Origin of the sequence: Acinetobacter sp. HZNU-JH01 (assembly GCF_037996845.1) — a bacterium.
GTDB classification, from domain to species: domain Bacteria; phylum Pseudomonadota; class Gammaproteobacteria; order Pseudomonadales; family Moraxellaceae; genus Acinetobacter; species Acinetobacter haemolyticus.
Genome location: NZ_JBBMZX010000001.1, coordinates 639,919 through 659,040, shown reverse-complemented (window position 1 = coordinate 659,040; position 19,122 = coordinate 639,919). Strand labels below are relative to the sequence as shown.

General features: G+C 38.7%; 20 protein-coding genes. 10 read left to right on the top strand and 10 right to left on the bottom strand.

Annotated elements, in window-relative coordinates:
* Nucleotides 1-86: 86 nt before the first annotated feature.
* Together AAC851_RS03215 and AAC851_RS03210 are read right to left on the bottom strand one after the other, a co-directional pair.
* Nucleotides 87-1,088 carry an LLM class flavin-dependent oxidoreductase gene (locus AAC851_RS03215; protein WP_075315775.1) on the bottom strand — a complete coding sequence of 334 codons (1,002 nt, stop codon included), beginning with the start codon at nucleotides 1,086-1,088 and terminating at the stop codon, nucleotides 87-89.
* Nucleotides 1,089-1,227: 139 nt separating this feature from the next.
* The gene (locus AAC851_RS03210) at nucleotides 1,228-1,725 is read right to left on the bottom strand and encodes a glycine zipper 2TM domain-containing protein (RefSeq protein ID WP_004638553.1); all 498 of its coding nucleotides are present in this window, start codon (nucleotides 1,723-1,725) and stop codon (nucleotides 1,228-1,230) included.
* A gap of 237 nt (nucleotides 1,726-1,962) precedes the next feature.
* Between AAC851_RS03210 and AAC851_RS03205 the strand changes: the two genes are divergently transcribed.
* Nucleotides 1,963-2,679, top strand: coding sequence for a pseudouridine synthase (locus tag AAC851_RS03205; RefSeq protein WP_340600495.1), 717 nt, complete (start codon nucleotides 1,963-1,965; stop codon nucleotides 2,677-2,679).
* A 32-nt stretch (nucleotides 2,680-2,711) separates the two neighbouring features.
* Here the strand turns inward: AAC851_RS03205 and AAC851_RS03200 are convergent, their stop codons facing one another.
* The 3 genes from AAC851_RS03200 to AAC851_RS03190 all read right to left on the bottom strand — a co-directional run bounded on the left by AAC851_RS03200 (nucleotide 2,712) and on the right by AAC851_RS03190 (nucleotide 4,571).
* Nucleotides 2,712-3,155: a GNAT family N-acetyltransferase gene (locus AAC851_RS03200; protein WP_005082104.1), complete on the bottom strand. Its 444-nt coding sequence runs from the start codon at nucleotides 3,153-3,155 to the stop codon at nucleotides 2,712-2,714.
* Between the two features lie 98 nt (nucleotides 3,156-3,253).
* The gene (locus AAC851_RS03195) at nucleotides 3,254-3,562 is read right to left on the bottom strand and encodes a type II toxin-antitoxin system RelB/DinJ family antitoxin (protein ID WP_004638556.1); all 309 of its coding nucleotides are present in this window, start codon (nucleotides 3,560-3,562) and stop codon (nucleotides 3,254-3,256) included.
* A gap of 109 nt (nucleotides 3,563-3,671) precedes the next feature.
* Entirely contained in the window at nucleotides 3,672-4,571 is a 900-nt protein-coding gene (locus AAC851_RS03190; RefSeq protein ID WP_134253100.1) for a pseudouridine synthase, read from the bottom strand.
* 126 nt (nucleotides 4,572-4,697) lie between these two features.
* On the opposite strand from AAC851_RS03190, the gene tsaE reads away from it, so the two are divergent.
* The 7 genes from tsaE (at nucleotide 4,698) to AAC851_RS03155 (ending at nucleotide 10,950) form a co-directional block, all read left to right on the top strand.
* Nucleotides 4,698-5,174, top strand: a complete 477-nt coding sequence (gene tsaE / locus AAC851_RS03185) for a tRNA (adenosine(37)-N6)-threonylcarbamoyltransferase complex ATPase subunit type 1 TsaE (RefSeq protein WP_075315771.1) — start codon at nucleotides 4,698-4,700, stop codon at nucleotides 5,172-5,174.
* Entirely contained in the window at nucleotides 5,164-7,137 is a 1,974-nt protein-coding gene (gene mutL / locus AAC851_RS03180; protein WP_340600494.1) for a DNA mismatch repair endonuclease MutL, read from the top strand. The genes tsaE and mutL overlap by 11 nt, the downstream gene beginning before the upstream one ends.
* 6 nt (nucleotides 7,138-7,143) lie before the next feature.
* Nucleotides 7,144-8,088, top strand: a complete 945-nt coding sequence (gene miaA / locus AAC851_RS03175) for a tRNA (adenosine(37)-N6)-dimethylallyltransferase MiaA (RefSeq protein WP_004638560.1) — start codon at nucleotides 7,144-7,146, stop codon at nucleotides 8,086-8,088.
* A gap of 90 nt (nucleotides 8,089-8,178) precedes the next feature.
* Nucleotides 8,179-8,691, top strand: a complete 513-nt coding sequence (gene hfq, locus AAC851_RS03170) for an RNA chaperone Hfq (RefSeq protein WP_005090961.1) — start codon at nucleotides 8,179-8,181, stop codon at nucleotides 8,689-8,691.
* Nucleotides 8,692-8,769: 78 nt separating this feature from the next.
* A complete protein-coding gene (locus AAC851_RS03165; protein ID WP_005082115.1) occupies nucleotides 8,770-9,627 on the top strand; it encodes a DMT family transporter in 858 nt (285 codons plus the stop codon).
* A 34-nt stretch (nucleotides 9,628-9,661) separates the two neighbouring features.
* Nucleotides 9,662-10,258 carry a TetR/AcrR family transcriptional regulator gene (locus AAC851_RS03160; protein WP_161984548.1) on the top strand — a complete coding sequence of 199 codons (597 nt, stop codon included), beginning with the start codon at nucleotides 9,662-9,664 and terminating at the stop codon, nucleotides 10,256-10,258.
* Nucleotides 10,259-10,326: 68 nt separating this feature from the next.
* Nucleotides 10,327-10,950 (top strand): NAD(P)H-dependent oxidoreductase, encoded by a 624-nt coding sequence (locus tag AAC851_RS03155; protein ID WP_340600493.1) that lies wholly within the window; start codon nucleotides 10,327-10,329, stop codon nucleotides 10,948-10,950.
* Nucleotides 10,951-11,006: 56 nt separating this feature from the next.
* Here the strand turns inward: AAC851_RS03155 and nfsB are convergent, their stop codons facing one another.
* The 3 genes from nfsB to AAC851_RS03140 all read right to left on the bottom strand — a co-directional run bounded on the left by nfsB (nucleotide 11,007) and on the right by AAC851_RS03140 (nucleotide 13,112).
* Nucleotides 11,007-11,660, bottom strand: coding sequence for an oxygen-insensitive NAD(P)H nitroreductase (gene nfsB, locus AAC851_RS03150; RefSeq protein ID WP_150026191.1), 654 nt, complete (start codon nucleotides 11,658-11,660; stop codon nucleotides 11,007-11,009).
* Nucleotides 11,661-11,864: 204 nt separating this feature from the next.
* The gene (locus AAC851_RS03145) at nucleotides 11,865-12,581 is read right to left on the bottom strand and encodes a UDP-2,3-diacylglucosamine diphosphatase (protein WP_340600491.1); all 717 of its coding nucleotides are present in this window, start codon (nucleotides 12,579-12,581) and stop codon (nucleotides 11,865-11,867) included.
* Between the two features lie 21 nt (nucleotides 12,582-12,602).
* Nucleotides 12,603-13,112 carry a peptidylprolyl isomerase gene (locus tag AAC851_RS03140; RefSeq protein WP_004638567.1) on the bottom strand — a complete coding sequence of 170 codons (510 nt, stop codon included), beginning with the start codon at nucleotides 13,110-13,112 and terminating at the stop codon, nucleotides 12,603-12,605.
* A gap of 167 nt (nucleotides 13,113-13,279) precedes the next feature.
* Here AAC851_RS03140 and AAC851_RS03135 point away from each other — a divergent pair, with 167 nt between their 5' ends.
* Complete coding sequence (locus tag AAC851_RS03135; protein ID WP_340600489.1) at nucleotides 13,280-15,007, top strand: glutamine--tRNA ligase/YqeY domain fusion protein; 1,728 nt, start codon at nucleotides 13,280-13,282, stop codon at nucleotides 15,005-15,007.
* 436 nt (nucleotides 15,008-15,443) lie between these two features.
* Here the strand turns inward: AAC851_RS03135 and AAC851_RS03130 are convergent, their stop codons facing one another.
* The gene (locus tag AAC851_RS03130; protein ID WP_171265827.1) at nucleotides 15,444-16,166 is read right to left on the bottom strand and encodes a glutamine amidotransferase; all 723 of its coding nucleotides are present in this window, start codon (nucleotides 16,164-16,166) and stop codon (nucleotides 15,444-15,446) included.
* Nucleotides 16,167-16,204: 38 nt separating this feature from the next.
* Entirely contained in the window at nucleotides 16,205-17,170 is a 966-nt protein-coding gene (locus AAC851_RS03125) for an alpha/beta hydrolase (RefSeq protein ID WP_134252584.1), read from the bottom strand.
* A gap of 228 nt (nucleotides 17,171-17,398) precedes the next feature.
* Between AAC851_RS03125 and AAC851_RS03120 the strand changes: the two genes are divergently transcribed.
* On the top strand, nucleotides 17,399-19,114 hold the full coding sequence (locus tag AAC851_RS03120) for an AAA family ATPase (RefSeq protein WP_005082137.1): 1,716 nt from the start codon (nucleotides 17,399-17,401) through the stop codon (nucleotides 19,112-19,114).
* Nucleotides 19,115-19,122: the final 8 nt, after the last annotated feature.

The window sequence follows — 19,122 nt, the reverse complement described above, 5'->3', positions numbered from 1 at the left end:
GAAATATTCATAGATCTTTGGTGCTCTTGAACTTATAGACCATTAAGACTTATATAAAATAAGCCTTAATGGTTTTATCTTGAGTATTACTGATTTTTTAGATCCATCAATAAACTAAAGTTATCCAAGCGTTTTTGTGTGTCATAAATGTCACAAGTAAAAATAAATTCATCTACATCATATTGCTCGGCAATCTTATTTAGCCCAGCTTTGACAGTCTCTTGGGAACCAATTTGGGCCATTGCATAAAAGTTCTGAATTGCTAATTGCTCAGCACTACTCGCAAGGCCATCCGTAGATTCAACTGGAGCTTTAAGTTTAAGGCTGTGACCTCGAATTAGATTTAATATTCTTTGATATGAGCTGGTGGCTAAAAATTTTGCCTCATCATCTGTTGTCGCCACAACAGTTGGTATTCCCATAGACACATAAGGTCGATCCAAATATTCTGAAGCTTGGAAATTCTCACGATAGATGTCGATTGCTTGAGCGAGCATTCTAGGTGCGAAATGTGAGGCAAAAGAATAGGGAAGACCGAGTTTTGCAGCAAGTTGTGCACTAAATAAGCTTGAACCCAATAACCACACAGGTACTTGTGTATTTTGTCCTGGGGTCGCAACAATTTTCTGATTGGGTGCAGGTTCTTTAAAATATTGTAGAATTTCAAGGACGTCTTGGGGGAACTGATCTTCAGTTTCTTGACGGCCGCGGCGCAATGCACGCATCGTAACAGGGTCGGTACCAGGTGCACGACCTAATCCTAGTTCAAAGCGATTCGGGTAGAGGGTGGCTAAAGTACCAAATTGCTCTGCGACGACCAATGGGGCATGGTTTGGGAGCATGATACCGCCGGATCCCAATCTAATTTTTTGAGTGTGCGCAGCAATAAAACCTAATAAGACAGCAGTTGCTGAACTGGCGATACCATCCATATTGTGGTGTTCAGCAAGCCAAAAGCGTTCATAGCCCAGCTTTTCAGCATGCTGTGCCAATTCCAATGCATGGCGTAAGGAAAATTCAATACTTTGATTATCTCGTACGGGGGCTAATTCTAAAATAGAGAATTTGATCTCTTTTAATGATTTCATTTTAGATACTCAATCTTATATATCGAAATAATACGATATATAGATGGGGTTTGTATATCGGATTTTATCGATTTATTTGTATCTATTGTTAAAATCAAAAAAAGCACCCGAAGGTGCTAAGGAGGTATCAAAAATAGATTTATCGATTTTTATACCAACCACGATGTAGTCCATTATCGTGACGATATTTTTTGTTCGATTTATAATGGCGACGATTATCATATGAACGGCGATTATCGTAGCGGCGGTCATAGCGACGATCGGCATCTCGATCTTGAGCAACTTTATTACCTAACGCAGCACCACCTGCTGCGCCCAGCGCTGCACCAATATATCCACCGTTGGTGCCACCCATATTATTCCCGACAGTATATCCACCAACACCACCTAGGCCACCACCAATAGCCGCTTCAGTACGATTACGTTTATTGCTAGAAGCCGCAGCGCCACCAGCACCACCAATCGCTGAACCAATCATTGCACCTGTATGACCACCGAGCTCTTTGCCGACTGCTGTACCAACAACGCTTCCTAGAGCAGATGTGGCCGCGACACGCGTTGTATTATCTGCATGCGCAACAGTCACCATAGATGTTGCTGCAAAAAAAATACTACATAACCAAATATTTGATTTCATTCTGAAGCTCCTTGTCCTCATGGCATGGACAATATTCTTTTAACTTGAGATAAATTTAACAAGACTCTTGTCAGAAAGTATGGAGCAGTTTCATTAGATTGATGGCGTTTGTTGAGGGTTTTGTATGCGTTGTTTTACAAATGGATCAATTATGAATAAATGTTGATGAACAGAAACTAAGCAACGGAAGGAAAAAGAATCAAGTACAATAACTACAAGTTTGATTTGGATTCTATTATGTTGCTGGAAAAAATTCTGCAATCACAAGGCTTTGGTTCGCGTAAGTATTGTCAGCAGCTGATAAAAAATGGGGCTGTTAGCATAGATAATCAGACTTGTGATCATCCTAAACAGAACTTTAGTACAGAGGATTTGAGTTTCCAAGTTTTTGGTGAACAATATCAATATCGAGAACATATTTATATCGTTCTTCATAAACCCCAAGGTTATGAATGTTCGCATCAAGCAACCCATCATAGAAGCGTATTTAGTTTACTCCCTGAGATTTTCATTCATCGTGGTGTGCAGTGTGTAGGGCGATTAGATCAGGATACGACAGGACTTCTACTTTTGACTGATGATGGTCAATATTTACAGGCATTGACTCATCCAAAGAAACACGTTCCGAAGGTCTATTGTGTTTCCACGGCTGACCCAGTGACAACTGAACAAAAGCAACAATTAGAGCTGGGGGTAGAATTACGCAATGAAAAGGGTATTTACGCAGCGACAGATATTAAGCTGATTTCAGAGCGCCAACTTGCAATGACGATTCATCAAGGTGTTTATCATCAAGTCAAGAGGATGATTGCAGCAGTAGGAAATAAAGTTGAACGTTTACATCGGCAACAGATTGGCTTGCTTGAGTTACCAAATTTAGAGGAAGGGCATTGGGATTATTTAACGCTTGAACAAAAGCAACTAAGTCAAAATATTCCCCTTGAGACAGAATAAATTTCGTATTAACGGTAACGTTTAGAGCATTTTTATTTCAGAAAACAATGGAAAGTCTTAAACTCATCATCATGAATAAAACCCATTTTTTCATAAAGCTGATGCGACTGGTAGTTATTACGTTGGGTTTCCAAACTAATACGTTGGGCATTTTCATGCCGTGCAAATAAAATTGCAGTGTCAATCAGTTGCTTGGCAGAGCCTTGTTTCCTAAAGCTTGGCGTGACATAAACATCATCTAATATATAGTAGGTTTCGCAAGATACTGATGAGAAAGCTTGGTAAAGAAGAACAAATCCTGTAAAAATTTCATCTTTTACATGAATGAAAATAACGCTGTCTTTGTTTTCAAAGCGATGATTTAAAAATTGATAAGATTGCGCAACATTTGATGAGGCACCGTAGAATTGGCGATATTCATCAAATAAAACTGCAAGTTGATGAAGATCTTCTTTCGCCGCTCTCTTTACGATCATTCCTATCCATCCTTGAGTTTATAGTTTTATTCGGAATGACAGAATAGCGAAAAAGAATCAGCTTAAAAAATAAAAACTTGTGTATAAATGCAACATTGTTAAGTTTTGTCACTTTCCCCTAAAAGCGCATTCAACTCTTCAAATAAATCCTCATGATCATCTTCAACATCTATGCTTGGTTGATTCTCATTTGAGGCTGCAGCCTTCGATTTACGCAATTTAAGTAGTTGTTCCATGTTTATATTTTGGTTTTCGATTGCAAAGGGAATCGATTTTGTAAGAACAACCTGTTTGAAAAAAAGACGCACTGCTTGGGCAGGGGATATGCCAAGTTGTTTAAAGACAGCAAAAGCTTGCTTCTTTTCCTGAGAATCAAGTCGAACCTGATAAACTTCTGTTTTTCGCATGAAGAATAAGACCAAATATTTTTAGTTATCGTCATGTATTTTAAACGATCACAATGTAATTTCAATATTTTTGAAGTGAAAATATAGAATTTTTGTCATTACGATGTATCTACAATGTCAATTCAAGCTTGGAGTTGAAGTGCATTTCTTGTTTTGAGACTGGATCATTGAAAAAGATTTCCTTTGCAAGTAGCTGTAAAGGGCTAGAGAAATCATCACTCGATTTGTGCGCGATATCAGGATAAAACTCATCATTTAGAATGGGAATACCTAAATAGTTCAGGTGGACTCGTAATTGATGTTGCTTACCTGTTTGGGGCTTAAGTAAGTATTTTGCGCGGGATTTATTGTGCTCTAACAGCTCAATAAAAGTTTCAGTGTTACTTGGTTTTTCTAAATTGACTTGCATGGTGTAAAAAGGCAAGCCTTTTTCTAAATGTAGCTTTACCGTTTGTGGGAAATGTAATTCAGGGCAATACGCTGCAATTGCATGGTAGATTTTTTGCACTTTTCTTTCAGCAAAAAGCTGCTGATAAATTCCTCTTGCACTTGCTTTTTTACAGAATAAAACTACACCTGCTGTTTCCCGATCAAGTCGGTGGATTGGGGTCAGCTCTTTATAACCTGTCTGTTTTTTTAAGCGCACGAGTAGTGTTTCTTGTACGTATTGTCCTGTAGGACTCATGGTGAGAAAGTGTGGTTTATCGACAACGAGTAAATCTTCATTCTCAAATAAGATTTCATGTTGAAATGGCACATGTACTTCGTGAGCAAGAAAGCGGTAGTAAAAAATATGTGTATTGGCAGTATAGGGGCTATCTGATTTTAATTTTTCACCATCGGCTGAATATATTAATCCATCATCAAAGCGTTGTTGCCATTCTTCGATTTTAATGTGCTCAAAATGTTGGCATAGATATTCGAAAATTGTGTTTATGGTAATACCGTGCGGTAAAAAGACTTTACTCGCACTGACGCCGTCAATTAAAGGAGGAGTAAATTCAAACATGGACTTCATACAACAAAATTAACCTAATCTAAGCGGAGTAAAATAAGCCAGTTTCAATATAGTTGATTAGGCTTTAATTCGTGGCAATGTTATCATAGCCGTCATTCCAATTTTGTTTTGATTGCCATGTCGTATTCAGTGAAATTTACTTTAAATCATGAACAAGACACTCAGCGTTTTGCACAGATACTTTCTCAGTTGGTGCATTCAGGCATTATTTATTTAATTGGTGATTTGGGAGCAGGTAAAACCACGTTCACCCGTTATTTCTTACAAAGTCTTGGACACCAAGGTTCGGTAAAGAGTCCAACGTATACTTTGGTAGAGCCTTATACCATACAAGGCAAAGAAGTTTTTCACTTTGATTTATATCGCTTAGATGATCCTTATGAACTCGAGTTAATGGGGATTCGTGACTATTTGGAAACACCAGATGCGTTATTTTTATTTGAATGGCCATCAAAAGGTGGCAATGAAATTCCTAAGCCGGATGTTGTGATTGATATCCAAAAATCAGATGATGAACTGACTCGATTTGTGACGATTACTGTGAACTCTGAATCTTTATACCAAACGCTGCAGGAACAATTGCATGGCGCATGATGCAACTCGTCGTATTCATACTCTTGATGCCGCACTAGCGAACCAAATTGCGGCGGGTGAGGTAATTGAACGTCCTTCATCTGTAGTAAAAGAATTATTAGAAAACTCAATTGATGCCGGTGCAACAGAGCTGATTATTCGTGTTGCGCAAGGTGGCGCCACATTGATTGAGATTATCGACAATGGGAATGGTATTCATCCTGAAGATTTACCTTTGGCGGTAATGCGTCATGCAACGAGTAAAATTCAAACCGCAGATGATTTGCATGCGATCGTCAGTTTGGGATTCCGTGGGGAAGCTCTCGCTTCTATTGCTGCCGTTTCTCGTCTGACTTTAACCAGTAGCCAAGATGAGCAAGGTGTTGGTTATCAAGTCGAGGTGAATGGTACAGCATTTGATCATCAACAAATTCAAGCTGTGGCCGCACAAAAAGGCACTCACATCCGTGTACAGGATTTATTTTTTAATGTACCTGCTCGACGTAAATTCTTAAAAAAGCCGAGTACTGAGTTTGGTCATATAGAAGAAATTGTACGCCGTTTGGCTTTGACTCATTTTGAGATTCGTTTCGTACTTGAGCATAACGATAACATTCGGTTAAATCTGCCAGTTGCTGATAGTGGAGAGTTACGTTATCAACGTGTTCAGCAGTTATTAGGCCAACAGTTTATTCAAAATGCCTATTGGATTGATGCTGAAAGTATCAATATGCGCTTGTCTGGATGGTTGGGTCATCCATCTGATGCACGTGCTCAAGCAGATTTGCAATATGTTTATGTCAATGGTCGTATTGTCAAAGATAAAACCATTTCACATGCATTGCGTATGGCCTATGAGGGTATCTTGCATGGACATCAACATTCTTCTTATTTGTTGTTTTTAGAAGTTGATCCTGAAAATATTGATGTGAATGTACATCCAACGAAGCACGAGATTCGCTTTTTGAATCAACGTGAAGTACATGAGTTCGTACGTCATTACGCCAAAGCGACGTTATCACAATTTCAAACGGCTAGTGCAGATTTAGCTCAAGCGATGAAAGTTCATGAAACTGATCATCAAGCGGCACAATACCAACCGCAGCCGAAATACCAAGAACAATTTAATTTACACAAAGCTGTTGTAACCGAGCCGTTATCAGATCAACAAACAGATATATCAACTGAGCTGTTCACTGAATTTAATCAAAGTCGCCCTCAAGCGGTTCATTACAATTCAGGTCAATCACAGCAGCCTCGATATAATGGTTCAGGTCAACTCAATAACGCACTTAAAACTTATTTAGCGCCTTTAAGAGAGTCGGACGTTCCGACAACAGCTTTTGATAGTGGCAATGATACAGTTGATCGTGATGTAGCACAGTCACGGGTAGATGAGTTTCCGCTTGGTATTGCAATTGCACAATTACATGGCATTTATATCTTGGCGCAAAACACTGAAGGTTTGATTATTGTTGATATGCATGCCGCGCATGAACGGATCTTATTGCAACAAATGAAAGCCGCATGGGATAAGCCAGAATTTTGGGTGTCTCAGCAATTGCTGATTCCTAAAGTGGTGCCGATTACTCGTATGCAAGCAACACGCATAGAAGAGTTACAGCCACAGTTACAACGTTTGGGGCTTGAAATAGACCAATATGGTGATGAGCAAGTGATAGTACGAGGTGTTCCTGCGATTCTGCACAAAGCTGATTTTTCAAATTTGATTCCAGAATTGCTTAATGATTTGGATCCAAATGATGAGGCGCGTGGCTTATTACAAAAACGGGATGAGCTATTGGCAGGTATGGCATGTCATGGGGCGGTACGTGCTCATCGTCAATTAAGTCTGTCTGAAATGAATGCTCTATTACGTCAAATGGAGCAAACTGAATTTGCAAGTCAATGTAATCATGGCCGTCCGACTTGGCGCGCATTTCCACTTCACCAATTAGATAAATTATTTGCTCGAGGAGAGTAGTTTTACATGTCAAATCAATTGCCCGTCATCAATTTAATGGGGCCTACCGCAAGTGGTAAAACTGCATTGGCATGTGAACTCTATGAGCGTGGTCATTATGAACTTATTTCTGTTGACTCAGCTTTAGTTTATAAAGATATGGATATTGGTACTGCAAAGCCGACTCAAGAAGAACAAGCGCAATATCCTCATCATCTGATTGATATTATTACACCATTGGAGGTGTATTCAGCTGCTCAATTTGTTGAAGATGTTTGCCCCCTCATTGACGATATGCATGCCCGTGGTAAAACACCGATTTTAGTCGGTGGAACGATGCTGTATTTTAAAGCTTTGCTTGAGGGACTTGCTGATAATTTACCGAATGCGGATCAAGTGGTGCGTGATGCAATTGTGGCAAAAGCAGAAACAGAAGGTTGGCAATCTGTTTATGACGAATTGGTTGAAGTGGATCCAGTTGCTGGTGAGAAATTTAAAGTTTCAGATAAACAGCGGATTATTCGTGCGCTTGAGGTTTATCGAATCACAGGTGAGCCAATAACAAAACTACAAGCTGAACAGCCTAAAAATCAACCGTATCGTTACACATTTCATAACTACGCACTGATGCCTGATCGGGTAGAATTACATCAACGCATTGAGCAAAGATTGAGCAAAATGTGGAGCATTGGTTTTTTAAATGAAGTTGAGGAATTGATAAAAAAATACGATTTAAATGATAGTTTACCCTCCATGCGTTCTGTGGGTTATCGCCAAGCTTTAGATTTTTTATTAAAAAGTGACTTAAGTCTCAAAAATAAAGTAGAAATGGAGAACAAAGCGTTATTTGCGACACGGCAACTTGCCAAACGTCAATACACTTGGTTACGTTCTTTGCAAGAAATACACGATTTTAAAACTTACGTGACGATAAAGCAGGCGAAAGAAGACTTGCGAAACTTCTTGGGATAAAGCAAAATTCGCAGGCTGTCTTTTTATAATTTTTAGTTGAAAAATAAAGATAGTTTTTTTGCGCTGATTTAAAAATTTTTGGAGTTAAAAATGTCTAAAGGTCAAACTTTACAAGATCCGTTCTTAAATTCTCTCCGTAAAGAACGTATTCCAGTTTCTATTTTCCTTGTGAACGGTATCAAGCTACAAGGTCATATTGAGTCTTTTGACCAATATGTTGTATTGCTTAAAAACACTGTAAGCCAAATGGTTTACAAACATGCTATTTCTACAGTTGTTCCTGCACGTAATCCACGTCCAGCTGGTGCTCAAGGTGCTGGTGGATTCCCAGCACAAGGCGCTACAGGTGGCTTCGGTGGTCAAGGTGCTGCTGGTGGCTTCGGTGGTCAAGGCGGCGGCTTCGGTGGTCAAGGTGGCTTCGGTGGTCAAGGCGGCGGCTTCGGTGGTCAAGGTGGCTTCGGTGGTCAAGGTGGCTTCGGTGGTCAAGGTGGCTTTGGTGGTCAACAAGGCGGTTTTGGTGGTCAAGGCGGTTTTGGCAGTCAAGGTGGTTTTGACAGCGAAACTAAATTTGAAGATGGTCAAGACGACGAAAACAATCGTTAATAGATTGATGATCTTTAAGATGCCAGTCTCTACGTAGACTGGCATTTTTTTGTTTATTGAAAAGCTAGAATAGATATTATGGAACTTATTGCTGCCGCAGCCTGTTGTAGTGTCATTGTTTCGATTTTATTGAAATATTTCAAAACTAAAGGATTTGATGTTTTTCAAATGATTGCATGGAACTATTTAAGTGCAAGCATTTTATGTTTCTATTGGTTTAAAACTGATATTACCCATGTATCACTCAGCCAGACACCTTGGTGGTTAATTTTCATTTTAGCTGTTCTATTGCCGAGTATCTTTTTGTGTTTGGCTAAATCATTGCAATATGCGGGAATTCTAAAAACAGAAATCGCACAACGGTTAGCTGTAATCCTATCTTTGTTAGCAGCTTATTTTATTTTTGGCGAACAATTTAGCCATTTGAAATTAATTGGTGTGGTTCTAGGTATTGTTGCAATTTTAGCAATCATTTTTGGACAAGCAACTGAACATTCTAATAAATCAATCAACTTAAAATCTGCTTTGTTCTTATTTAGTGTTTGGGCAGGTTATGCGATTATTGATGTATTACTTAAATACAGCAGTAGCCTTGGTCTACAGTTTGCAGTTACTCTCAATTTAACCTTTATAGCTGCTTTTGTTTTATCAATTATCTATCTTGCAGTAACCCAACCACATTGGCAGCCTAAAAATATCTTTATGGGTCTGATTTTAGGTGGGCTTAACTTTGCCAACATTGCTTTGTATGTGAAAGCGCACATGGTATTTAAAGAAACACCTGCGATTGTCTTTGCTGGCATGAATATTCTAGTGGTTATTCTAGGTGTATTGAGTGGCGTGGTTTTATTCAAAGAACGTTTAAAAGGATATACATGGCTTGGATTGGTCTCTGGTATCGTGGCGGTTCTTTGTTTAGCCAGAGCAATGATGTAACTTCAGTATGAATTGTTCTTTAGAGAGATGATATATGGTTGAAAAAAGGCTGACCAAAGAGCAGCGTAGGCAGCAGTTGTTACAAGTCGCACGTTTAATTATCCGTACAGAAGGCGTGGAAGCGCTTACACTCGGATATTTGGCGCAACAAGCGGGGATAACCAAACCAATCGCTTATCGGCATTTTATTGATAAAGAAGGTTTATTAATTGCGATTTATAAGGAGTTTAGTGACAAGCAGAAACAGGATTTATCTGATGCATTAGCGCAACATGCAAAGAGCCTAGATCAGACCATTCATTTTTTTTGTAGCGCGTGTTTGAAATTTCATATTGCAACAGGTCCTGAAGTTGGTTTGGTGGTTGCTGCACTCTCTGGTACGGATATATTGCAAAACTATCTGCTGCAATGTCAGCAGGAGTTTATCGAAATTTTTAAGCAGGGTATTCTTCCTTTTGTTTTTCTTGAAGGTCAAGAAGGTGAAGCCATCATCATTGCGATAACAGGATTGATGGAAACAATTTGTGTGGCTGCGAGTAATGGCGTGATTGATGCAGAAACAGCCCAGCGTGTTATGGGGAAATCAACTTTACTAATATTAAATGATTATTTAAATACCAGACAAAAATGACCAAGTGTATTGCTTACATAAGTTACTGATGGTAACTTGTGGGTTGTAATAACGCTTGGAAAAATCTCATGCCAATTTCTAAACAATATAAAAATGCTTTGATTGTCATCACACATCCTGCCTCTACATCTTTATCACATCAAATTGCGAACCATATTGCCAAACATTTAACCCATCAAGGAATGAGTGTTGAAGTTGCTGATTTACATAAAGAAGACTTTAAATCAGCGATTACCATTGCTGATCTTGGGGCCTATCGTGGTCAGCAAGTCGTAGGTCCTGATATCGTGTCTGAACAGGCACGCTTTGATCGGGCAGATATCGTTTATTTTGTTTTTCCGATTTATTGGTGGTCAGTACCTGCGATGTTAAAAGGTTGGTTTGAACGTGTTTTTACACATGGTTGGGCATATAAAATAGATGATCAAGGGTGCCTATCAGGTGAGCTGAAAAATATCCCAGTCAAGCTGATTGCAACAGGAACTGGGGATGAAGCTGGCTACGATAAACATGGTTATACTCAAGCGATACAAACACAAATCGTGGAAGGTATATTTGGTTTTTGCGGGCTTCACGATGTGCAAACATCTGTACTTTATGGAGCTGATTTTATACAAGCAGATGGTTTGCAGGATTTTTTCAATCAATTAGATCAAGATGTTTTAGCCATAAAACAGCTCAGTTCGTGTTGATGGAATGGCTGCGATCTTCTAATATTTTGCTTAGATCACAGCCATTGGTCTAAAATTTATAAACGCGTAAAGATAACCTCATCTGCCAAGCGTGATTTAGGAAGTTTTGCATTAAAGTCCGTTTCACTGCGATAACCTAGCGATACAATCACTGATGCTTTGAGGCCTTTTTCGGCCAACCCAAATTCTTGATTAATCGTATTACGGTCAAAGCCTTCCATTGGGGTCGCATCAATCCCCTCAAGCCCAGCTGCAAAAAGTAGCTGTCCTAACGCGAGATAGGTTTGATTTTCCATCCAAGCTGGAAGGTTTTTCAATTCATTGCGATAAAACTCAACATAGCCTTGGCGTGTGTCACGCTGACCTTGTTTTGCTGTTTCATCTTTAAAGCGACCACTTAACTCATCTTGTTGAAGGAGTTGTTCCAAATATTCAGTTGAAATATCAGTACGAGTGCAAAAGATGATGGTGTGAGAAGAGTTCAATACTTTTGCCGCGTTATAGATATAGTTACCTGTTAAACCTGCTGCGATTCTTTGTTTTGCAGCATCTGTTTCAGCGACAATAAAATGCCATGGTTGGATATTTACAGAAGAAGGACTAAAGCGTAATACTTCTAAAAGTTTTTCAAATTGTTGTTTTGGTATTTTCTTTTCAGCATCATAAGCTTTTGTTGCATATCGTGTTTTTGCTGTAACGAGTGTATCCATTCGCCGTATCTACTCAATTAAAAATTTAATTTATTCTACTTGATATCTATTTTTCTGAAAGTAGCTAAATGTGAATTTTCATATAGATTAAAATCGTATGTCAGTGATTTGAAATAGCCAAGCTTATAACTTTTTATAAGAGTTTTTAAATCAAATGCCCTCACATTTTAATTCTGCAAGGTTGATATCACACATTGTATAGGGTCAATATGACCATTTCTTAAAATCAATTTTATAATTTTCTTGTTCATTCAATTCAAGAATCCAAGCGGAATCCGTGCGCCAATCGCCCAATACAATTCTTTGTTTATTTTGTATTTGATGAATTTCAGGACGATGGGTATGACCATGAATTAAATAAACAACTTGTTCGATCGCAGATTGTACTGCTTGAGCATTCACATCCATGATGTCATAGCTTTTCAGTTGTTTGGTTTCACTACTTTTTTTACGGAAACCATTGGCCAGTTTTTGTCTAAAACTGAGTGGCGTTCTTTTTATTAAACCCAATAGCACAGGATTACGAATCACTTTGCGGAAACGTTGGTATGCAATATCGTCAGTACACAGGGCATCGCCATGTTCGAGACGAATTTTCATGTGGTTGATTTCGAGGTTATAAACATCAGGTAGCAAAATTCCGTCGAATTGATCTAAGAATTTTTGACCTAAAGCGAAATCACGATTGCCCACTTGGAAGTAAACTTGATTGCCAGCAGATGAAAATTTCTGTAATGCATTGATAATTTCATCTAACCATGGGGCGGTGTAATCATCACCAATCCAAGCATTAAACCAATCACCGAGGATATAGAGCTGGGTGTTTTTAGTTTGATATTCTTTGAGTAAAGCTAAAAACCCTCGAACAAGTCGAGGGTGATCAGGTGACAAATGTAAATCTGAAATAAACAGATAAGTCACAAAGAATCCTGTTGGATAAAATTATTCAGAGATAATTTTAGCAGATTCGATAACTACATTCTCTAAAGGAACATCAGCATGATAACCACGGTTACCAGTACGTACACCTTTAATCGCAGCTACAACGTCCATACCTTCAACCACTTTACCAAATACAGCATAACCCCAACCTTGTGCTGTTTTACCTGTGTGGTTTAAGAAAGAGTTGTTTTTAACATTGATGAAGAATTGAGCAGATGCAGAGTGCGGAGCTTGAGTACGCGCCATTGCAATTGTGCCTTCATCGTTGCTTAAGCCATTATCAGCTTCGTTTTCGATCGAGTCACGTGTTGCTTTTTCTTTGAAGTTTTCGTCCATGCCACCGCCTTGGATCATAAAACCATCAATCACACGGTGGAAAATTACGCCGTCATAGAAACCGTCACGTACATATTCTAAGAAATTTGCAACCGTTTTTGGTGCTTTTTCAGCGTTAAGCTCAAGAACAATACGACCTTTGTTGGTATTTAATTCGACTTGAGGAAAACTCATTACATTAATCTCCTAAACATGGGCAAATTGACCATGGGTTTTTGGTTGAGAGAAGCATAAGCAAACTGTAAACTACAAGGCAAGTAAAAAACGTTAAAATCTTTCAGAAAAAGTAAAGATTGCGTTTTTATTCCCTATTTTTAACTGTAAGAAGTGATTTACACCCTATGAAGCCAAATGATGTTGTTTCAGAACTGCCAAAGAACCCGACACCGAATACGCATGCCTCTGTCGATAACGCGCAGCAAGAACAACAGGCAGGCTTAGATTTTGTACGTCAGGTAATCACCGATGACCTAAAAGAAGGACGTATTCAAAAAGTTGTAACGCGTTTTCCCCCTGAGCCAAATGGTTATTTGCATATTGGTCATGTGAAAGCAATTTGTCTTAACTTTGGTGTCGCTGAAGAATTTGACGGTTTATGTAATCTACGTTTTGATGATACAAATCCCGATGCCGAAGAACAAGAATACGTTGATGGTATTGCCAATGATGTGAAATGGTTAGGTTTTAACTGGAATGGTGAACCTCGCTATGCTTCAGGATATTTTGATCAACTTTATACATGGGCTGTTCAGTTGATTGAACAAGGTGATGCTTATGTGGATTTGCAGTCTCCTGAAGAAATTAAGCTGAATCGTGGTAATTTCGTTGAGCCTGGAAAAAACTCGCCGTATCGTGATGCGACCGTTGAAGAAAACCTAGCGCGGTTTGAACAGATGCGTAATGGTGAAATCCAAGAGGGCGGTGCTGTATTACGTGCCAAAATCGATATGGCAAGTCCAAATGTCCATATGCGTGATCCAATTTTGTATCGTGTATTGCATTCCGAACATCACCAAACAGGTGATAAGTGGAAAATATACCCAATGTATGACTATGCTCATCCATTGTCTGATGCAATTGAAGGAATTACCCATTCACTCTGTACTTTGGAGTTCCAAGATCATCGCCCATTTTATGACTGGATTGTTGAGAAAGTTCACTCAAAAGTTGTTCCACGTCAGTATGAATCTTCGCGTTTAAATGTTGATTATACGATTACCTCTAAACGTAAATTACGTAAATTGGTCGAAGGCGGTTATGTAAATGGCTGGGATGACCCACGTATGCCTACTGTTGTGGGTATGCGTCGCCGTGGTTTTACAGCAGAAGGTTTACGTGATTTCTGTAAGCGTGTTGGTGTTTCTAAAACTGATGGGATTGTCGATGTGGCAATGCTTGAATTCTGCATACGTCAGTCTCTAGAAAATACTGCTGCGCGTGGTATGGCGGTACTTGATCCATTGAAAGTGACGTTAACCAATTTGCCTGAAGAATTAGATTTAACACATAAACGTCATCCGAATGTCGATATGGGTGAGCGTGTGATTCCTTTAACTCGTGAGCTTTATATTGATCGTAAAGATTTTGAAGAAGTTCCACCAAAAGGATTTAAACGTTTGATTCCTGAGGGTGAGGTTCGGTTACGCCATGCTTATGTGATCAAATGCGATGAAGTCATCAAAGATGCAAATGGTGAAGTCATTGAGCTAAAATGTTCAATTGATCCTGATACATTGGGTAAAAATCCTGAAGGTCGTAAAGTAAAAGGTGTGATCCATTGGGTATCTGCGACAAAAGGCGTTCCTGCTGAGGTTCGTATTTATGATCGTTTATTTACTGAAGCTGCGCCAGATGCAGACGATGATTTCTTGGTAAATCTAAATCCTGAATCATTGAAAGTGGTACAAGCGGTGATTGAACCAGCTTTGGCACAAGCAAAACCTGAAGATCGTTTCCAGTTTGAACGTGAGGGTTACTTTGTCGCAGATCAATATGATCATCAGGCTGAGAAGCCAGTCTTTAACCGTATTCTTGATTTAAAAGATAGTTTTAAAGTTGAGAAAAAATAAGCTTAAATTTATTTTGGAGCGAGACTTCGTTATCTAATAAAAAGCCCAATTTGTAATTGGGCTTTTTGCATTTTAGGGATTTAGATAAAAGTAGATCACAAGAAAAATAAGTAGCACTGTTGATGCGATTAAATACGTATTAATCGTATGAAAACTCTTGAGAAACTTCAACATAACTCTCACCCACCTACGCAAATAAACAAAATGTAAAAACATATAATGTTTATATTCTATTGTTTATTATAAAATTTTTTCAAATTATCTTGTGGGTGCTTGATGTGTTTCATGTGTATGTTATGTAATCTAAGCTTAACAAATGTAATATTTTAAGGTTTTTTCCAACAGTTTTAATTTTTGTGATTGATTTTGTAGATTTATCTGCCGAAAAAATGATCGGTCTGCTGATGCTAGAACAATCATTTTCCTTAGTATATATTTATTTAGATGCGAGATTTGTTAGATAGTTTTGAATAACCAGATGGGATTGATGTTCTAATGCTGTAGCATAGAGCAAATTATCTTTTCTTAATTGAGCAATCGATAAGTCAGCCTGACGAATTTCACAAGTATGACCAATTAGCCATTTCTCAAAACTATCTTCAGTTATCTCAATATGAAACTGTAAGGCCAAGATATTGCGTCCTACCGAAAATGCTTGATGAGGATACAGTTGGGAGCTGGCAAGCAGTGTCGCATTGGTTGGTAAATCGAAAGTATCTCCATGCCAATGTAGCACTTTAATATGCTCCAGTGGCGCTAAGATATTCTCATCAATCGGGGTAATTTCAAGTTTGCTCCAGCCGATTTCTTTTTGGTGGCCAGCATATACCTTAGCACCAAGTGCATGAGCAATCAGTTGAGCGCCTAGGCAAATCCCAATTGTTGGTTTATTGGCTTGCAAACGTTGTTTAAGCCCTGAAATTTCATCAATAAGAAAAGGGTAGTCCTTAGTCTCGTACACTCCAATAGGACCACCTAAAACAATGGTTAGGCCGTCATAGTTGAGTGCAGGACGAAGATCGTCTACACCTGCTTCAAAATAACGTATACGAAAACCAAGTTGGTAGAAAAGATCTTCTAGTGAGCCTAAATCTTCAAATGCGAGATGTTGAATGGCATAAATTGTTTTAGGCAGAGCAGTTGCAATCATATTATTCATGTGAGAAGTATTTAGGCCCATAAATGAATGGAGATCAATTAAGGCATTTTTTTCTCAAGCCATGCAAAGAGATCTTTGTAAACTTTTTCACGTACTGGTGGTGTAGAAAGCACTAAATCGTGCATCCCATTGTGTACGGATAAGGTTTGTACGTCGCCTTTCATTTTTTTTGCATTATGTGTCATATCTTTTATATCCAGAATGACATCACTTTGTTGCGCATCTACACCCCATTTTTTTGGGTGTTTAGATTGGTGCGAGTGCATAATCAGGGTTGGAACGTTGAGGTGGATACCATGGTGAATTTCTTTTTGCGCTTCATGAATCGCATGAACGAAGCATAATCGGACAAACGGAACAGATTTTGGTTTCCAGTTTAAATTAAAGTCCCATTCACCATAAAATGCTTTGTGTAGGCTAGGTGTATACCACTGATTTAGACCACTAGGGAACTTGGCATTGGGTAAGCGTTTTCCAACTTTACTGAGTAAAGGTATACCAACTTTTTTTTCAATAGTACTTTTATAAAAATCATAAAATGGACTGTTCGCCCAAACTGCTTTGATCAGACGATGATCAGGGTAATGCGCTGCGTACAGCGTTGTAATTAGTCCACCTGTCGAGTGACCTGCAAGTAGTACCTGATTGTGATTTTCTTGACCAATGATTTCAAGTGCTTTGCTGATTTCTGCATCATATTCACGCAGATCTAAAACGTAATACAGTTTTTGATGCGGAAGTTTTGAACGTCCGTATTTTCTTAGATCAAGCGCATAGAAGTCATAACCTTGTTGGTTAAACTGTTCAGCCATTTCAGTTTGAAAAAAATAATCGGCGAAACCATGAATATATAACACTGCTTTTTTTGTAGCTTGATTGGCTTTTTTGCGTACCAATGTTGCAACTACTTTTCCATCATAATCATCAGCAAAATTTAAAGTCAGTTGTTGGTAATCATCACCGAGTATATCTGGTTGATAAGTATGTAGATTTAAGCTATTCATTTTTATATTCAGCCCGAATTTATTTATAACCACCATAAATGAAAAGACCAATATGTCAATGAAAATATAAGATCCAAAGGGTTCATAGCCATCAGTTGACACTTAGATGACTGAAAGTGTTAGTCGATCAAAAATTTTAAAATACCCAAACCAAGTTTTCTTGTTTGAGTTTTTATTTTTGGAAAAAAATCGTTAAGCTATGTGCTGTTGTTTTTGACTGATGAAATTATGAAACAAGAGACTGCACTGAAACTTTTAAAAGCTGGGGAAAATGTTTTTTTGACAGGTTCAGCAGGTGCAGGAAAAACCTATACGCTTAATCAATATATTCATTATCTAAAAGTACGAAAAGTTCCCGTTGCAATTACGGCATCTACAGGGATTGCAGCAACTCATATGAATGGAATGACGATTCATACATGGGCGGGGATTGGAATTAAAGATAGTTTGAGTGATGATGATCTCAAGCGAATGAAAGAACGTAAATATTTAAAAGAGCATTTAGAAAATGCCCAAGTTCTGATTATTGATGAAATTTCCATGCTGCATGCCAAGCAGCTTAATCTGGTCAATCAAGTATTGAAATATTTCAAAGAAAGCGATGAGGCTTTTGGTGGAATTCAGGTTATTGTGGCTGGCGATTTCTTTCAGTTGCCGCCTGTAGGGCGTAATGGTGAAGCCAACCGCGATAAGTTTTGTTTTATGTCTGATGCTTGGGTTGAGGCGAAATTTAGAGTTTGTTATCTCACTGAACAGCATCGTCAAGACGATGAAATACTGAATCAGATCTTAAATGCGATTCGCGCTCAAAATATTCAGGCGGATCATATTCAGGCTTTACAACAATCTCGTGATCAAGATATCGGGGATACCTTCACTCGGTTATATACCCATAATATGGATGTAGATAATATCAATTATCAACATTTAAATGAAATCGACACTGAAAGCCATCAATTCAATGCTGTGCTAGATGGCAATGAGAAGCTCATCGAAACCTTAAAATCCTCTGTGCGTGCACCTGAAGAGCTGAGCTTGAAAAAAAACGCCAAAGTTATGTTTGTTAAAAACAATTTTGATATGGGATATATCAATGGCAGTTTAGGTGAAGTCATTGGTTTTGAGGAAGATGATCAACAGGGATTACTCCCTAAAGTCAAGTTAACTGATGGCACAACGTTGTTAGTGGAACCTGAAACGTGGTCTATAGAAAACGAAGCAGGTAAAGCGATCGCAAGCTTTCAACAAATTCCTTTGCGTTTGGCTTGGGCGATTACCATTCATAAGAGTCAGGGAATGACACTTGAAGCGGCTGAAATCAATTTAACGCATACTTTTGAGAAAGGTCAGGGCTATGTGGCACTGTCTCGATTAAAGTCACTAAGTGGACTTAGATTACTTGGGTTTAATCAGCAGGCGTTAGAGCTGGATAGTTTGGCGATAAAAGCAGACCGCCGTTTTCAGGAGTTATCCACGGAAGCAGAAGCAAATTTTGAAAATGTCGATTTAACCACGCAGCATAATGCATTTATTCGTCATTGTGGCGGTACCTTAAATACAACCGAAATTGCACGCAATGAAAAGAAATTATCCAAAAGTGGTACGAAGCAAAATTATGCAACCGCGACTTTAGATGAAACGAGAGCTTTGTTTGAGGGTGGCTATGAGATCGAAGACATTGCACATGAGCGTGGATTAACCCCTGCGACGATTATTAATCATTTGGCACGTTTGCATAAAGAACAAGCTTTGGATATTTCTGTTGCACATCCAGGCGATGAAGTGGTGGAAGAAGTGCGCAAGATTTATAAACGTTTGCATAAACGTAAGAATCCTGAGCATTTTACCGATGATGGTGCGATCAAGTTACGCCCAATTGTAGAGGCTACGAGTCCTAGAATGTCTTATGACCAAGTTCGATTAGCTTTGTTATTTGTTGAGTAAGGGGAATA